The 14777-nt window shown below is 29.9% G+C and carries 19 protein-coding genes; all 19 read right to left on the reverse strand.

From position 1 onward, the window contains the following. Nucleotides 1-9: 9 nt before the first annotated feature. Complete coding sequence (locus tag IC213_RS16400) at nucleotides 10-555, reverse strand: F0F1 ATP synthase subunit delta (RefSeq protein WP_227436235.1); 546 nt, start codon at nucleotides 553-555, stop codon at nucleotides 10-12. Beyond that, complete coding sequence (gene atpF, locus IC213_RS16405) at nucleotides 552-1049, reverse strand: F0F1 ATP synthase subunit B (protein ID WP_227436237.1); 498 nt, start codon at nucleotides 1047-1049, stop codon at nucleotides 552-554. The genes IC213_RS16400 and atpF overlap by 4 nt, the downstream gene beginning before the upstream one ends. 123 nt (nucleotides 1050-1172) lie before the next feature. After that, nucleotides 1173-1433, reverse strand: coding sequence for an ATP synthase F0 subunit C (atpE, locus tag IC213_RS16410; RefSeq protein ID WP_021386434.1), 261 nt, complete (start codon nucleotides 1431-1433; stop codon nucleotides 1173-1175). Nucleotides 1434-1503: 70 nt separating this feature from the next. Then, nucleotides 1504-2208 (reverse strand): F0F1 ATP synthase subunit A, encoded by a 705-nt coding sequence (locus IC213_RS16415; protein WP_227436239.1) that lies wholly within the window; start codon nucleotides 2206-2208, stop codon nucleotides 1504-1506. 2 nt (nucleotides 2209-2210) lie between these two features. Continuing rightward, nucleotides 2211-2597 carry an ATP synthase subunit I gene (locus IC213_RS16420; RefSeq protein ID WP_227436241.1) on the reverse strand — a complete coding sequence of 129 codons (387 nt, stop codon included), beginning with the start codon at nucleotides 2595-2597 and terminating at the stop codon, nucleotides 2211-2213. 4 nt (nucleotides 2598-2601) lie between these two features. Beyond that, complete coding sequence (locus IC213_RS16425) at nucleotides 2602-2829, reverse strand: AtpZ/AtpI family protein (RefSeq protein WP_227436243.1); 228 nt, start codon at nucleotides 2827-2829, stop codon at nucleotides 2602-2604. Between the two features lie 199 nt (nucleotides 2830-3028). After that, nucleotides 3029-3466 carry a deoxycytidylate deaminase gene (locus IC213_RS16430; RefSeq protein WP_227436245.1) on the reverse strand — a complete coding sequence of 146 codons (438 nt, stop codon included), beginning with the start codon at nucleotides 3464-3466 and terminating at the stop codon, nucleotides 3029-3031. A 227-nt stretch (nucleotides 3467-3693) separates the two neighbouring features. After that, entirely contained in the window at nucleotides 3694-4509 is an 816-nt protein-coding gene (yqeB, locus tag IC213_RS16435; RefSeq protein ID WP_227483593.1) for a selenium-dependent molybdenum cofactor biosynthesis protein YqeB, read from the reverse strand. Between the two features lie 291 nt (nucleotides 4510-4800). Continuing rightward, entirely contained in the window at nucleotides 4801-5430 is a 630-nt protein-coding gene (upp, locus tag IC213_RS16440) for a uracil phosphoribosyltransferase (RefSeq protein ID WP_227436248.1), read from the reverse strand. A 35-nt stretch (nucleotides 5431-5465) separates the two neighbouring features. After that, entirely contained in the window at nucleotides 5466-5918 is a 453-nt protein-coding gene (gene rpiB, locus IC213_RS16445) for a ribose 5-phosphate isomerase B (RefSeq protein ID WP_227436250.1), read from the reverse strand. Nucleotides 5919-5934: 16 nt separating this feature from the next. Beyond that, on the reverse strand, nucleotides 5935-6384 hold the full coding sequence (locus IC213_RS16450) for a low molecular weight protein arginine phosphatase (RefSeq protein ID WP_227436252.1): 450 nt from the start codon (nucleotides 6382-6384) through the stop codon (nucleotides 5935-5937). A 16-nt stretch (nucleotides 6385-6400) separates the two neighbouring features. Further along, on the reverse strand, nucleotides 6401-7441 hold the full coding sequence (locus IC213_RS16455) for an L-threonylcarbamoyladenylate synthase (RefSeq protein WP_227436254.1): 1041 nt from the start codon (nucleotides 7439-7441) through the stop codon (nucleotides 6401-6403). Between the two features lie 28 nt (nucleotides 7442-7469). Further along, nucleotides 7470-8150 carry a ZIP family metal transporter gene (locus IC213_RS16460; protein WP_227436256.1) on the reverse strand — a complete coding sequence of 227 codons (681 nt, stop codon included), beginning with the start codon at nucleotides 8148-8150 and terminating at the stop codon, nucleotides 7470-7472. A gap of 128 nt (nucleotides 8151-8278) precedes the next feature. Continuing rightward, nucleotides 8279-9343 carry a peptide chain release factor 1 gene (gene prfA / locus IC213_RS16465; protein WP_227436258.1) on the reverse strand — a complete coding sequence of 355 codons (1065 nt, stop codon included), beginning with the start codon at nucleotides 9341-9343 and terminating at the stop codon, nucleotides 8279-8281. 43 nt (nucleotides 9344-9386) lie between these two features. Continuing rightward, nucleotides 9387-10238, reverse strand: a complete 852-nt coding sequence (gene prmC, locus IC213_RS16470; protein ID WP_227436268.1) for a peptide chain release factor N(5)-glutamine methyltransferase — start codon at nucleotides 10236-10238, stop codon at nucleotides 9387-9389. 17 nt (nucleotides 10239-10255) lie between these two features. Continuing rightward, nucleotides 10256-11149 (reverse strand): DUF1385 domain-containing protein, encoded by an 894-nt coding sequence (locus IC213_RS16475; protein ID WP_227436270.1) that lies wholly within the window; start codon nucleotides 11147-11149, stop codon nucleotides 10256-10258. 144 nt (nucleotides 11150-11293) lie between these two features. Beyond that, nucleotides 11294-11494: a 50S ribosomal protein L31 gene (gene rpmE, locus IC213_RS16480; protein ID WP_003421397.1), complete on the reverse strand. Its 201-nt coding sequence runs from the start codon at nucleotides 11492-11494 to the stop codon at nucleotides 11294-11296. A 151-nt stretch (nucleotides 11495-11645) separates the two neighbouring features. Next, nucleotides 11646-13265 carry a transcription termination factor Rho gene (gene rho, locus IC213_RS16485; RefSeq protein WP_227436272.1) on the reverse strand — a complete coding sequence of 540 codons (1620 nt, stop codon included), beginning with the start codon at nucleotides 13263-13265 and terminating at the stop codon, nucleotides 11646-11648. 509 nt (nucleotides 13266-13774) lie between these two features. Continuing rightward, nucleotides 13775-14740: a UTP--glucose-1-phosphate uridylyltransferase GalU gene (galU, locus tag IC213_RS16490; RefSeq protein WP_227436274.1), complete on the reverse strand. Its 966-nt coding sequence runs from the start codon at nucleotides 14738-14740 to the stop codon at nucleotides 13775-13777. Nucleotides 14741-14777 lie beyond the last annotated feature (37 nt).

A 14777-nucleotide genomic window follows, 5' to 3' on the forward strand; every position in this document is an offset into this window, starting at 1 on the left:
CCGCCATTCTTAAGATATTACTTCAGATAGCTTTTCTTTCATCTTATCTAGACGAGTTTTTACAGTGCCATCTATCTGCTCATTTCCAAGTCTAACTAGAACTCCCCCTAGTATAGTCTTGTCAACTACATTTTCTATAGTAACATTTTTGTTGTATTTGTTTGAAAGTTTAACTTCAAGTTCTTTAATATCTGTTTCACTCATTGGAATCGCACTTATTGCGACACCATCAATTATATTATTTTTCTTATTTAATAAGTCTTTATAAGCTAACTCTATGTCTTCCAAAAACGCTATTCTATCTTTATCTACCAAAACTTTTAAGAAATTTTTTATGTTAGAGCTTACTTCCTTATCAAAAATGATTTCTACCAAGTTTTTCTTTTCTGATTTTGAAACTAATGGTGATTTTAAAACTTTGTAGAAATCTTTGCTAACTTTAGTCATCATATCTACTACTTTTTCTAATTCTTTAAATAATATATCAGTTGAATTTTCTTCTTCTCCTAATTGAAACAGGGCTTCGGCATATCTATTTGCTACTACGTTTATCATTTAGCCTCCCCTACCTCTTTTATAAAGTTTTCTATCAATTCTTCATGTTTAGATTTATCTAAATCTTTTTCAATAACTTTAGATGCTGCAAGTAGTGCTATATTTGATATATCACTCTTAATTTCATTCATAACCTTTTGTTTTTCTTGTTCTATATCTTTGCTTGCTTTATCTTTTATATTAAGAGCATCTTGTTTTGCAGTACTTATTATGTCATCTGATTTTTTCTCTGCTCTTATAGTTGCTTGTTTTATGATTTCTTGACCTTCGTCTTTAGCAAAATTGATTTTTGACTCATATTCTTTTTTTAGTGCCAATCCTTCGTTTTTTGCTTTTTCGCCTTCTGCTAAGTCATTTTTAATATCATTTTCTCTTGATTGGATTATATTTAAAACTGGCTTAAATAAAAGCTTTCTTAGAAGTAAAAATATTATAAAAGTATTAACAATTTGGAATACAAATTCCCATGTTATACCTACTAGTGCTTTCTCCATAATTATCCTCCTTTCCATAAATCATAACTACTTATAATCACGAGATGATAAAATTCATCTCATGATTATAAGTTTGAGATGATTTATCTATAAAACCTATCTCAAAATATTTAAGGACTAAATCTACATTCCTAAGTATTTGAAGAATGGATTTACGAATAGAAGTATTATTGATACAACCAAGCCATATATTGCTGAAGACTCTGCTATAGCAACACCTAGTAATAAAGTTGAAGTTATATCACCTTTAGCTTCTGGTTGATTTCCTACTGCTTCTGCTGCCTTACCTGCTGCTACACCTTGACCAATTCCTGCACCTATACCTGTTGCAACTGCTATTCCTGCTCCTATTGCTGATGCTGCCGCTACTATTGCTGTTTCCATAATTATTTCCTCCTTAAAATTTAAAAATTTAAATTGTTTTTTATTTTTTATCTTAATATAAGTTGATTTCTTAATCTAATTCCCCTGCACTTGATATAAACACCATTGTTAACATTATAAATATATATGCTTGTAACAATCCTGCAAATAAATCGAAGTACAAGTGTAATGGTACTGGTATTAGTATCTGTCCAATTGGTATTGATAATCCTGGTATTAGACTAGATATAAAACCTAAAAGTTGATAAAATAGACCCATTATAATTGTTCCACCTAAGATATTTCCAAATGGACGGAAACTTAATGATATTGGTCTAGCTAACTCACCTATAATGTTAATTGGTAACATTATGGCAAGTGGTTGAGCCAATTCTTTAAAGTATGATACTCCTTTAAATTTAACTCCTGCAAAATAAATCATAAAAAATGTAATCATTGCCCATGCAGCAGTTGTATCTAGGTCGGTTGTTGGTGATCTTAATCCAAGTAATGGGCTTAAATTTGAGCACGCGAAAAATAAAAACAAACTTCCTATGTATGGTATCATATATGGCATTCTTTTTACTGTGTTTTTACCCATAACATTTGTAACCATTTTAGCAAGACCACCTATTGCAAATTCCAAAAATATTTGAACTTTACTGGTTGGAACTTTTTTCAAATTTCTAGTTAAAAAATAAGATGCTATCGCTAAAAAGGCCATTATTCCCCAACTCACTAGTATTGTTTCACTAATTTTAAAGTTTCCTATGAGATAATAATGCGCTTGACTCATACTTACGCCTCCTTCCTCTTTAATTTATTTATAAAGTTTTTTGATAATATGACAAACTTTGTACTCAATAATCCTAGTGCTGTTCCGATTATATTTAAATGTGGAACCTTAGCTGAAGCAAATAGAACAACTGCCATTATAAATAGCCTAATGGTATATTGTGCTGATGCATAAGCTTGTGCTTTTCCAGCTGGCAATGACACTGTTTTTTCTAGTGAGATTGCTAATAATCTAAAATTTAACATAGCTATTATAGAGCCAAATATAAGTCCTAAAAATACTGGCTTACTTAATGTTGATGTTATCAACATTAGCACAATTAAAATTACATCAAATATTACTATACCCTTTGTTACTGACCTTACTTGGTTAAGTAATTTTATATCCAATATATCACTTCCTTCGTGTATATACTATCAGAGTTTTATAAACACCACTAAAAGCACCTCCAACCCCTAACAGTAAAAATATTATTGTTAGAACTGGACTTGTATTTAATTTACTATCTAAAAATTTTCCTAAGAAAGTACATCCTAATATTGATATTACAATCATCAATCCTATTTGACTTATTAAACTAAACAGCTTTGCAATTTCCATATGTGTATTTTTTTTACTCATAAATAGTATCCCTCATTATTACAAAATAAATAACATGTAATTAATCTATATCATAAATTTATTTAATTATAAAATATATCTTACTACTAATCTGATTATTTTTCAAACACTTTCTTTTAATCATTTCATGAGTATGTATTTCAGTGTCAAATTTTATCGTTTATTGTCATTCTAAAATTATTCACTAAAAATTTATCTACTAGAATTTTATAAGTTCTATTCCTGCTTCTTCTAACAATTCTGTAGACATATCATCTGGATAATCGCCTTCATAAACAATTTTCAATATCCCTGCATTTATGCACATTTTTGCACACAAAACACAAGGTCTTGTAGTAACATATAAAGTTGCTCCAGCTACACTAATACCATTATGGGCAGCCTGTATTATAGCATTTTGCTCAGCATGCAATGCCCTACACAGTTCATGTCTTTCTCCTGAAGGAATATTTAGTTCCTGTCTTTTGCACCCAATATTTTCACAATGTTCAAGATTTCTTGGGGAACCATTATATCCAGTTGTTAGAATTTGTTTATCTCTTACAATAACAGCTCCTACTTGTCTCCTAATACAAGTTGAACGCTTTTTTACCACTTCTGCAATTTCCATAAAGTATTCATCCCATGATGGTCTCATAATTTACTTTTCTCCTCTTTGTTTATGTACTGGTCTCATATATATTTATTAGATTTCTTCCTAAATAAATACTTATTTTTATATTATATACACATGTCAATTGAATGTCCAATAAAAAAAGAGCATTTTTACCATTTAAATTTTAAATACCCTTTATATGCTCTCCTTAATCTATTAAATTTATTATATCACCTTAATGAAATATTAATAGTCTTATTTATCATAAATTAATTTATTGGATAGATTCCATTTTTTAATATGGCTTCTAAAACCCCTCCAGCTATACATCTAGCTTTATCTGATATGGTAAAAGCATTCTTAACTTCCTCTTTTCTAGGGTCTATGTCTAATATTTTTAAATTTTTATTTACTTTTGCTCCCTCTTTTAGTAATCCTCTAAGAACTCCAGATATTGTTGCTCTAACTTCATATTTTTGTCCATAATCATTAATATAACAAAGTAAATCACCCTTTTCAACTATATCGCCTATCTTACATACATTTTCCATTATTCCGCTATGTTCTGAGTGTATTACTCTTTCTTTAGAAATCCCTTTTATTGCACCTGGTATTCCTGTATTTTTTTCAGCTCTACCACTGGTTATTATTCTTCCTAGATTATGACCTCTCATTGTCTCTATGACCACATCAACATCTTCTCCTGCACAAAATCCAGGTCCTAAAGCTATTGTAAGTGGAGCCATATCCTTAGTTGTACCCAAATTTTTTTTGGCTAATATTCCATCAATCAAAACAACTGGATTTATCTCAGATAGTTTTTCTCCTTTTGGGTCTACAATAAGTGCTACTTTATCTTGAGATAACGTTTTTTCGATTTCATCTTTATTTTTACAAAGTTTACAATCTATACCTTCAATAGTAACTTCCTTTTCATATACAGCCTCACAAAAAGAGACCTGTCTTCTTATTGCTAAAGGCTCTTCTATTTCTAATGCAACCACTTTAAAACCACTATTGTGTAACTTATGTATAACTGCTGTTGCTAAATCTCCAGCTCCTCTTACTACTATACATTTTTTCATGTATTATCACTCCCAATAATATCATTAATATTTTAATTTAAACTCAATTAATATATATCAATTTAATCGTAAGCAACTAACATGCCATATTTAAAATTGCTCATAATTTGTAAACTCAAGTAAAATAGCCATTCTTTATTAATTGGTAAAAGCTTTTTATTCTCAATTCGAGAAATTTATCAATTCAAGAATTCTTATTATGAGAAAATACATATAAAAAGGAACCTCCTTATATTAAATAATTTTTACTATATAAGAAAGTTCCCAATAAATATTTATAGTTATTAATTTTTATTTAGTTCCAAATAATCTGTCTCCTGCATCACCAAGACCAGGAATTATATATCCATGTTCATTTAATTTCTCATCAATTGATGCAACATATATATCAACATCATCATGATATTTTTGTACTTCTTGTATTCCTTCAGGTGCAGCTACTAAATTAGCTAATTTTATACTTTTAGCTCCTTTAGATTTAAGTAAATCTATTGCTGCAACAGCAGAACCTCCTGTAGCAAGCATAGGGTCAACTACTATTATATCTCTTTCTCCTATGTCTTGAGGAAGTTTACAATAATATTCAACTGGTTTTAATGTTTCTGGGTCTCTATATAATCCTACATGACCAACTTTTGCTGCAGGCATTAAACTTACTAAACCATCTACCATTCCAAGCCCTGCTCTTAAAATTGGAATTATAGCTAGTTTTTTACCTGCAACAACTTTAGATGATGTTTTTTGAATAGGAGTCTCTATTTCTACATCTTTTAATGGTATATCTTTTGTTATTTCGTATCCCATTAGCATTGCAATTTCAGTTAAAAGTTCTCTGAAATCTTTAGAACCAGTATTTTTATCTCTCATTAAAGTTAGTTTATGTTGTATTAATGGATGGTTTGTCTCTACCACTTTGCTCATTTTGATAATTCCTCCTGATAAAACTGTAATTTTTATTATTTATTGTGTTTTTCTTCTATTGATTTAATCATATTTACTCTTCTAGCATGTCTATCACCTTCAAAATCTGTACTAATCCAAGCCTCAACTATTTCAAGTGCTAAACCTTTACCTAAAACTCTTTCACCTAATGACAACATATTTGCATCATTGTGTGCTTTTGACATTTTTGCAGAAAATACATCTGATACAACTGCACATCTTATTCCAGGAACTTTATTGGCAGCTAAAGATATTCCTATCCCTGTACCACAGCATAATATTCCATAATCTACATCTTTATCTATAACTGCATTTGCAACTATTTCTCCATACGCAGGATAATCAACAGAATCTGTAGCATTCTTAGTTCCATAATCTACACATTCAATCCCTTTTCCTTCTAAATAGTTTATTATTTCTTTTTTTAAATTATATCCTCCATGGTCACAGCCTAATCCTATTTTCATTTCTTTATCCTCCGTTTTATATATTTTTTACTATTTGGTTGACAGAATATATTATTTCTTTCATAGTATCTCTATAAGTATCCAAGCTTCCACCAAATGGGTCAGATATATCTGACTCATCCTGATTTGCGAACCCTTTAAAAGTATACACTTTTTCTTTGCATTTTGGAACTGCTTGGACTAAAATTTCTTTATGAGATTTAGTCATTGTTAGTATGATATCTGATTTATCTAATAAATCCTTAGTAATTACTCTACTTTTATGATTTGATAAATCTATTCCAAGCTCTTTTAAAGCTTCTATAGAATTATTAGAAGCATCCATACCATTTGCTGTAGATATACCCGCTGAGGATATGCAATATTCTTCAATATTTTTTCCAGACTCCTCAATAGCTTTCTTTAATATAACTTCAGCCATAGGACTTCTACAAGTATTTCCTGTACATACAATAAGTATATTCATATTTCACAACTCCTTTTTAAGCTTTTATTACTTTATATCCTGCTGACTTAAGTAATCTATTCATAATTGCTTGTCCGACACCGCTCTTAGGAAATTCCTCAGAATATATAACATCCATACCTTTTTTATCCATTTCTATGAGAGCATCAAACAAATTACTTGCTACTTCCTCAAGAGTACTCCCCAAATCTATTACTTCTCCATTATAAAACTCTTTATTTCTACTAATGCACATTACACCTGTTTTTAGACCTTTTTCTTTATTAGATTTTATCATATCATTAATCTTTGTTGCTACATTCTCCCTTTTGCCAGATATAATATATACGTCTGCATTTGGTGAATAATGTTTATATTTCATTCCTGGAGCCTTGGCTTTTTGATTATCTTCTTTTTTACTTAATGATGGGTCAAGCCTTACTTCACCAAGAATTTCTTCTAAGACTTCTTTAGTTATACTTCCAGGTCTTAATATCATAGGAATCTCTTCTGTAAGGTCTAATACAGTTGATTCTAGTCCAAAGTTACTATCTCCTCCTAAAACTATTCCATCAACTCTTCCATTCATTTCTTCATATACATGTTTCGCTTTTGTTGGGGATGGTCTCCCTGATATATTTGCAGAAGGAGCTGCAATAGGTATGCCTGCTTCTTTTATTATTGCCCTGGCAATAATATGAGAAGGCATTCTTATTGCAACTGTATCAAGTCCTCCACTAGTTCTATATGGAATTATATCTTTTTTATTTAGTATTATGGTTATAGGCCCTGGCCAAAGTTTTTCCATAACAAGTTTAGCTTTATCACTTATATCTTTAGCTAAATCATAAACTTCTTCTTTTTCATAAATATGGACTATAAGTGGATTATCACTAGGTCTACCTTTAGCTTCATAAATCTTCTTTACTGCATTTTCATCTAATGCATTTGCACCTAATCCATATACTGTCTCAGTTGGAAAAATAACCGTCTTACCTTCTCTAAGAAGTTTTGCTTGTATTTTTATTTCCTCATAATCAATATTATTTATATCAATATTACTTATAATAGTCTTCATCTTTCGTATGCCTGCTTTCATTTTAATTTTAGATATAGTTTACAATTATTGTACCTAACAAAAAACCAACTATACAATACACACTTTTTGAATGCGGAAAAATTTCTTCCAATACAACATACATCATTGTACCTCCTGCTGTAGCAAGAAATACACCTATAAGAGAAGTAAACACTCCTCCAAAATAAACACCTAAAAAACTTCCTAGACCCATAGGCAATCCAGCTATTATTGTAAATAAAATAACTTTACTCATCCTCATTTTATTACATATCAGACCCAATGCCATAGCTAATCCTTCTGGTATGTTATGTAGACCTATTACTATAGCAAGAGTGATACCTAAGCTTTCTGTTGACATAAAAGAAGAACCAATAGCCAATCCTTCTGGTAAATTATGTAGTAATATACTTATGAATATAAGATATCCAGATGCCATACTTCCAGATACATCCAATCTTGTTTTTATGTACATAGTTATGAGAGCTCCAACAAATGTAAATATAACTGTATTGATTACTCCCATTTTATCCATGGATTCTTTCATCAAATCAAATACTACTACAGCCAACATTATTCCGCCAGACAATCCCATAAAGAAATTTAGGTATTTATCAACTTCTCTTTTGAAGATAGCTGATATAACTCCTCCTAATCCTGTCCCTATAACACCTGCCAAAAGTCCAATTATTGTTACTTTTAGTATCATATAACCCTCCTGTACTTGTATATAACAATTATATACAGTAGAATATGATAACATGACCTAAAATGCAAAATAGCTGTTTCAAAATAGAAAATAATTTCTAGAAAGAAACAGCTCTTTTAAAACATTCCTTATATTGCAGTCATTTTTTCTGTTTGGTCAACAGTAATTAAAGCGTCTATCATTTCATCTATATCCCCATCTAAGAATGCATCTAGCTTATATAAAGTTAAATTTATTCTATGGTCACTTATTCTACCTTGAGGGAAATTATATGTTCTTATTCTTTCTGATCTGTCACCAGTTCCGACTTGGCTTTTTCTTTCTGCTGCTATATCTTTGTGTTGTTCTGCCAATGCTTTATCGTAAAGTCTCGCTTTTAATATTTTTAAAGCTTGCTCTTTATTTTTTAATTGTGATTTTCCATCTTGACAAGATACTACTTCACCTGTAGGTATGTGTGTTACCCTAACAGCAGAGTCAGTAGTATTGACACTTTGCCCTCCATTACCTGAAGAACGGAAAACGTCTATTCTTAAATCATTTGGATTTATGTCAACTTCTACATCTTCAACCTCTGGTAATACTGCAACAGTAGAAGTTGATGTGTGTATTCTTCCACCAGATTCAGTTGATGGTATCCTTTGAACTCTATGAACTCCAGATTCATACTTTAATCTTGAGTAAGCTCCTTTACCTTTTATCATAAAAGATACTTCTTTATATCCACCCACTCCAGTATCACTAGCACTTAATAATTCTATTTTCCATCTTCTTCTCTCAGCATATCTCGAATACATTCTAAATAAATCACCTGCAAATAGAGCTGCTTCATCTCCTCCAGCTCCACCTCTAATTTCAACTATAACGTTCTTGTCATCATTAGGGTCTTTAGGTAATAGTAGTATTTTTATTTCTTCTTCTATTGGAGCTACTTTTTCTTCCATTTCAGATAGTTCCATTTTAGCTAATTCTCTTAACTCTTCATCTGACTCTTCTTGTAAAATTTCTTTTGATTCCTTTATGCTATCTAAAACGCTTTTGTACTCTCTGTATTTCATAACAATAGGCTCTAAGTCAGCATGTTCTTTTATATACTTTTGCCAAACTTTTTGATCATTTATTACATCAGGATCACCTATTTTTTCACTTAAGTCTTTATATGTATCTTCCAATACCTCTAATTTTTTTAACATACTTTCACCTCGATTAAATGTAACATATCAATTGTTGATTATATCATATATTGTATCCTATAACAACTCTATCAATGCCTTGTATATCCTTCTTTGTATATATTTTTTTATATCCATTACTTTTCATAATATTAATTACATCTTCAGCTTGATTGTGACCAACTTCATATGCTAATATTCCACATTGATTTAAATATTTCTTACCTTGCTCTGTTATTTTTCTATAAAAATCCAATCCATCTTCTCCACCCTCAAGTGCATTATATGGCTCATAATCTTTAACTTGTGTGTGTAGTGTTTCTATGTCTTGTTTTTTTATATATGGTGGATTTGAAACTATAATATCAAATTTTATATCACTATTATTCAATACTGTAAATAAATCTGATTTAATGTACTCTATTTTTTCATCAACTTCATTTATAATAGCATTTTTCTTTCCTATTTCTAAGGCTGTTTCTGATATATCAAAAGACATCAATTTAGAATTTTCAATATATTTTGCTAAGCTAACTGTAATCGCACCTGAACCAGTACCTATATCTAGTATGCTTACATTCTTTCTACCTTTACATATTTCAATTATTTCTTCTACCAAAGTTTCTGTATCTGGTCTTGGGATTAATACTCCTTCCTTAACAAAGAAATCTAGTCCCATAAACTCCCTATTTTCAACTATATATGCTATTGGTCTTCCATTTATTCTTTCTTCTGCAAAACCTATAAATTCTGTTTTCTGTTCTTCAGTTAATTCTTTACTTAGATTTAAGTGAATATACAATCTATCAACGTCACCTAATGCTTTTTGTAACAATAATTCTGTATCTAGTCTTGGAGTATCACTTATACCTTTAAATTCCTCTGAATATTTAATAATTATATCTTTTATCGTCATAATAAATACCCTTTTCTTTAATCTACTACTGCCTTTAATGCTTCTAAAGCTACTTCTAACTGCTCATCATCAGGCTCTTTAGTCGTAAAGTATTGCAACATCATACCTGGATATGCAATAATCTTAGTAAATCCATTGTCGTATTTTCCAAGAATTCTAATTACTTCATAAGATAATCCTGCTACTATAGGAACGCATATGATTCTCATAAATATCCTAAGTATTGGATTTGGCCAACCAAAAAATGCAAATAGTATTATTGATACAGCCATAACTATAAACAAAAAATTTGTACCACATCTAGGGTGAAGTCTTTTAAATTTTCTAGCGTTTTCTACTGTAAGTTCCAAATTATTTTCATAACAATATATGGATTTATGCTCTGCGCCATGATATTGAAATACTCTTTCTATATCCTTACTTCTAGAAATCAATACTATATATGCAAATAATATAACTATCCTTATAATACCTTCTATTAAATTGAGCATAAAATCACTAGGTATTACCTTAGAAAAAGCCCCTCCTACTAGTGTAGGTATAAAAATAAATAAACCAGCTGAAAGTATCATGGCTATAACCAAGGAAAATACTATAAGTATATCATTTGCCTTATCTTTAAAAATCTTCTTCATAAATAAGTCAAATTTGTCCTCTTCAGCTTCTTCCATAAAAAACTCTGAAGAAAAGTTCAAGCTCTTTATTCCTTGAATCATTGTATCTATCATAACAAAAGAACCTCTAATAAAAGGTATCTTGTCTATATTCTTATCTCTTACCCAACTTTTTATTCTATCTTCTTTTAAGGCTATTTCTCCGTCACTTTTTCTAACAGCTACAGCTCTTTTATCTTTTGATTGCATCATTACGCCTTCAATAACAGCTTGACCACCTACAGATTGCTTTCCCATCCACTCACCTCATTCAATTGCATTTTAAATACTTAATTTAACATATTTATTATTATAATACAAAAAGACAATTTAAAGTAGAATATGAACCTTTTTTTGTAATAAAATAGGAGTTGGCTTCCTCCAACTCCACTTTTATAAAAATTAGTCCATTTTGAATCTTTTTTTGAATTTGTCGATTCTTCCACCTTTTTCTATGTTCTTTTGTTTTCCTGTATAGAATGGATGGCACTCTGAACATATTTCAACTTTTATTTCGTCCTTAGTTGAACCAGCAACAAATGTGTTCCCACAAGCACAACGCACTTCAACTGGATTATATTTTGGTTGTATTTCCTTTTGCATTATAGTCACCTCTTCTCTTTATTTAAAAAAATTAATTATATTAACTTTCTTTTTACATTATCAACTACATTATTATAGCATAACTTATTATGCCATTCAAGTGATTTTTCTATTACTTTATATAATCTATTTTTACAATTATTCCTTGATTTTACAAACTCTTTATCGATTTTACAAATTCTTTATTGTCTTTGGTTCTTTTTATAAGTTCAATGACTTTATCTGTGATTTCCATCACTGAATTATTACTCATTTCTCTTCTTAATCTCCAAAGAGCTGTTTTTTCTTCATCATCAAGCAATAGGTCATCTCTTCTTGTCCCAGACTTATAAATATCAATTGCAGGGAATATCCTTTTTTCAGCTAATTTTCTATCTAAATGTAATTCCATATTTCCTGTACCTTTAAATTCCTCGAAAATTACATCATCCATTCTAGAACCAGTTTCAACTAATGCTGTTCCTAGTATTGTCAGGGAACCACCTTGTCTTATATTTCTAGCAGCTCCAAAGAATTTTTTAGGTCCATGAAGTGCCCCAGGGTCAATACCTCCAGATAAAGTTCTACCTGTAGGAGATATTGTAAGGTTATATGCTCTTGCAAGTCTAGTTATACTGTCTAGTAATATTACTACATCTTTACCGTGTTCAACTAGTCTTTGAGCTCTATTTAATACCATTTCTGCAACCTTAACATGATGACTTGATACTTGGTCAAAAGTAGAATATATAACATCTCCTTCAATAGATTCCTTCATATCAGTAACTTCCTCTGGTCTTTCATCTATAAGAAGTACTATAAGTTCAACATTTGGATGGTTTTTAGCTATACTGTTTGCGACACTTTTTAAAAGAACTGTTTTCCCAGCTTTTGGAGGTGCAACTATCAATCCTCTTTGTCCTTTACCTATAGGAGAAATTAAATCTATAATTCTTGTGGCTATCTCATTTCTATTTGTTTCCAGTGTAAGTCGTTCTTCTGGAAAGATTGGTGTCAATGTCTCAAATGCATTTCTTTGTATAGCTGTATCAGGATTTTCATCATTTATCTTTTGAACATATAAAAGTGCTCTAAACTTTTCTCCACTTTTTGGATGTCTAGTTATACCCTTAATCTTATCTCCTGTTTTCATATTAAATCTTCTTATTTGAGATGGCGAAACATATACATCGCCTTCAGTAGATAAATAATTTGAGCCTCTTAAAAAACCAAATCCATCTGGTAAAATCTCAAGTACACCGACCACTTCATCTTCCTTTGATGTGTTAAATTCATCTACTATCTTAGATTCATCAACTTGTTTAGGCATATAATAGTTTTTATTATTATTTCTGACCATTCTATTACATGTATTTGACGCCTTATTGTAATCATTTGTATTTGATGTCTTATTATAATCATTTTTTTGGTTTCTGTTATCTTGGCTTTGGGAAATATTTTGATTATCCATATCTTTTTTGTTATATGATTTGGCAGGGCTCTTATATTCAACTTCTTTTTCTATGCTTTCGCTCTCTATATTTTCTTTTCTATTTTTTATGTCTTCTTTTATATTTTCATTTTTATCTTTAATTTCTTCACTCACTTTAATATCACTTGTTTTTACTTCGTTCTTGCTCTTAGAATTTATAATCTCAATTAGCTCATTTTTCTTATATGTAGTAATTGATTTTATTTTTAATTCTTTTGCTATTTCTCGTAGTTCAACTAATGTTTTACTACCCAATCCTTCTAATACTTTATCATCTAAAATCAAAAAAATCCTCCTCATCTATATATTCATTTATATACATACTTTTTTTTTGGAAATTGAAGGCATGAAAAAGAAAAGTTTTATTCAAACAGTTAAGTCTAATAATATCACTATTTATACATTATGGTCAATAAATAAAATTTAAAACATTATTATCCATATTATCCATTTATTTATTATATCTCAAGTCCAATCTTAGCACGTTTTTATAAATTTATCACTATATTTATATCTTATAATAATATTTTCCCTTAAAATATGCAACTATTATAAAAATTATTTTTTATCTTTATAAATTCTAAAAACCATACATAACTAGAATTCTGTAAATTTTTAACTACATCAAGTTATATATGGTTTTTATATTTATGTATACTACAGTAGTTATTTATTTCTACAACATAGTTGCAATCATGCTTAAAACAGCTGTTATACTTGTTAATACAAGAACACCTACAATCCCAACAGCTATTATTCTATTAATCTTTTTTTGACTTGATTTTGCCACACTACATCACCTTTCCTAATTATTTTTGAACTTCGAGTTCTTTAATCTCGCAAATCTTATCTGAATCTATTCCTTCATTTGTACTATTGTATAACACATTGTCATCTTTATCAAATTCATTACAGACATGTCTTAGATATTTAATAAAATCTTCCTTAAGGTCTTCTTTCTTTAGAGCAAAATCGACAGTCGCTTCTAAAAATCCTAATTTATCACCTACATCATATCTCTTACCCTCAAAGTTATATGCATACATGGCTTCCTTTTTAGATAATACTTTTAAAGCATCTGTAAGTTGTACTTCTCCACCTTTGCCTGGTGGTAAATCCTTGAGGATGTCAAATATCTCAGGAGTTATTATATACCTACCTAAAATAGCTATATTTGAAGGTGCCTTCCCTGATTCTGGTTTTTCCACCATATCTTTTACTTTATAAACCCTACCCTCTATATTTTTAGCTTCTATTATACCATATTTATTAGTATCTTCTGGATTCACTTTTTGCACACCTAATATTGTAGTTCTATACTCTTCATATGCGTCTGTTAATTGTTTTAAACAAGGTACATCATTGTCTACAATGTCATCTCCTAACATTACAGCAAAAGGCTCATCACCTATAAAATGTCTAGCACAATAAATCGCATCTCCCAGTCCTTTTGGTTCTTTCTGTCTTATATAATGTATATTAATCATATTAGATATGTTTTGTACTATTTCTAATAACTCTTTTTTACCTTTTTTTTCTAAGTCAAGTTCTAATTCTACAGATTTATCAAAATGGTCTTCAATAGATTTTTTATTTCTACCTGTTATTATTAATATTTCCTCTATCCCTGAAGCTACAGCCTCTTCTATTATGTATTGTAGTGTTGGCTTATCAACTATTGGTAACATTTCTTTTGGCTGTGCCTTTGTCGCTGGCAAAAATCTAGTGCCTAAACCTGCTGCTGGTATTACAGCTTTCTTAACTTTAACTTGCATAGAATCATCTCCCACTAATTAATAGATAAAAAGCCCT

This window comes from Clostridioides sp. ES-S-0049-02, assembly GCF_020658465.1.
In the GTDB taxonomy this organism is placed as follows: domain Bacteria; phylum Bacillota; class Clostridia; order Peptostreptococcales; family Peptostreptococcaceae; genus Clostridioides.

What these genes read in the sequence shown, in the direction of transcription:
- IC213_RS16455 (WP_227436254.1), bottom strand. Translation starts at nt 7,441, where the DNA reads ATGAAGACTATTATAAGTAATATTGATATAAATAATATTGATTATGAG.
- rho (WP_227436272.1), bottom strand. Translation starts at nt 13,265, where the DNA reads ATGAGGAGGATTTTTTTGATTTTAGATGATAAAGTATTAGAAGGATTG.
- prmC (WP_227436268.1), bottom strand. Translation starts at nt 10,238, where the DNA reads ATGACGATAAAAGATATAATTATTAAATATTCAGAGGAATTTAAAGGT.
- IC213_RS16415 (WP_227436239.1), bottom strand. Translation starts at nt 2,208, where the DNA reads ATGAGTCAAGCGCATTATTATCTCATAGGAAACTTTAAAATTAGTGAA.
- galU (WP_227436274.1), bottom strand. Translation starts at nt 14,740, where the DNA reads ATGCAAGTTAAAGTTAAGAAAGCTGTAATACCAGCAGCAGGTTTAGGC.
- upp (WP_227436248.1), bottom strand. Translation starts at nt 5,430, where the DNA reads ATGAGCAAAGTGGTAGAGACAAACCATCCATTAATACAACATAAACTA.
- IC213_RS16475 (WP_227436270.1), bottom strand. Translation starts at nt 11,149, where the DNA reads ATGGGAAAGCAATCTGTAGGTGGTCAAGCTGTTATTGAAGGCGTAATG.
- atpF (WP_227436237.1), bottom strand. Translation starts at nt 1,049, where the DNA reads ATGGAGAAAGCACTAGTAGGTATAACATGGGAATTTGTATTCCAAATT.
- atpE (WP_021386434.1), bottom strand. Translation starts at nt 1,433, where the DNA reads ATGGAAACAGCAATAGTAGCGGCAGCATCAGCAATAGGAGCAGGAATA.
- rpmE (WP_003421397.1), bottom strand. Translation starts at nt 11,494, where the DNA reads ATGCAAAAGGAAATACAACCAAAATATAATCCAGTTGAAGTGCGTTGT.
- IC213_RS16450 (WP_227436252.1), bottom strand. Translation starts at nt 6,384, where the DNA reads ATGAATATACTTATTGTATGTACAGGAAATACTTGTAGAAGTCCTATG.
- IC213_RS16400 (WP_227436235.1), bottom strand. Translation starts at nt 555, where the DNA reads ATGATAAACGTAGTAGCAAATAGATATGCCGAAGCCCTGTTTCAATTA.
- rpiB (WP_227436250.1), bottom strand. Translation starts at nt 5,918, where the DNA reads ATGAAAATAGGATTAGGCTGTGACCATGGAGGATATAATTTAAAAAAA.
- prfA (WP_227436258.1), bottom strand. Translation starts at nt 9,343, where the DNA reads ATGTTAAAAAAATTAGAGGTATTGGAAGATACATATAAAGACTTAAGT.
- IC213_RS16430 (WP_227436245.1), bottom strand. Translation starts at nt 3,466, where the DNA reads ATGAGACCATCATGGGATGAATACTTTATGGAAATTGCAGAAGTGGTA.
- IC213_RS16425 (WP_227436243.1), bottom strand. Translation starts at nt 2,829, where the DNA reads ATGAGTAAAAAAAATACACATATGGAAATTGCAAAGCTGTTTAGTTTA.
- yqeB (WP_227483593.1), bottom strand. Translation starts at nt 4,509, where the DNA reads ATGAAAAAATGTATAGTAGTAAGAGGAGCTGGAGATTTAGCAACAGCA.
- IC213_RS16460 (WP_227436256.1), bottom strand. Translation starts at nt 8,150, where the DNA reads ATGATACTAAAAGTAACAATAATTGGACTTTTGGCAGGTGTTATAGGG.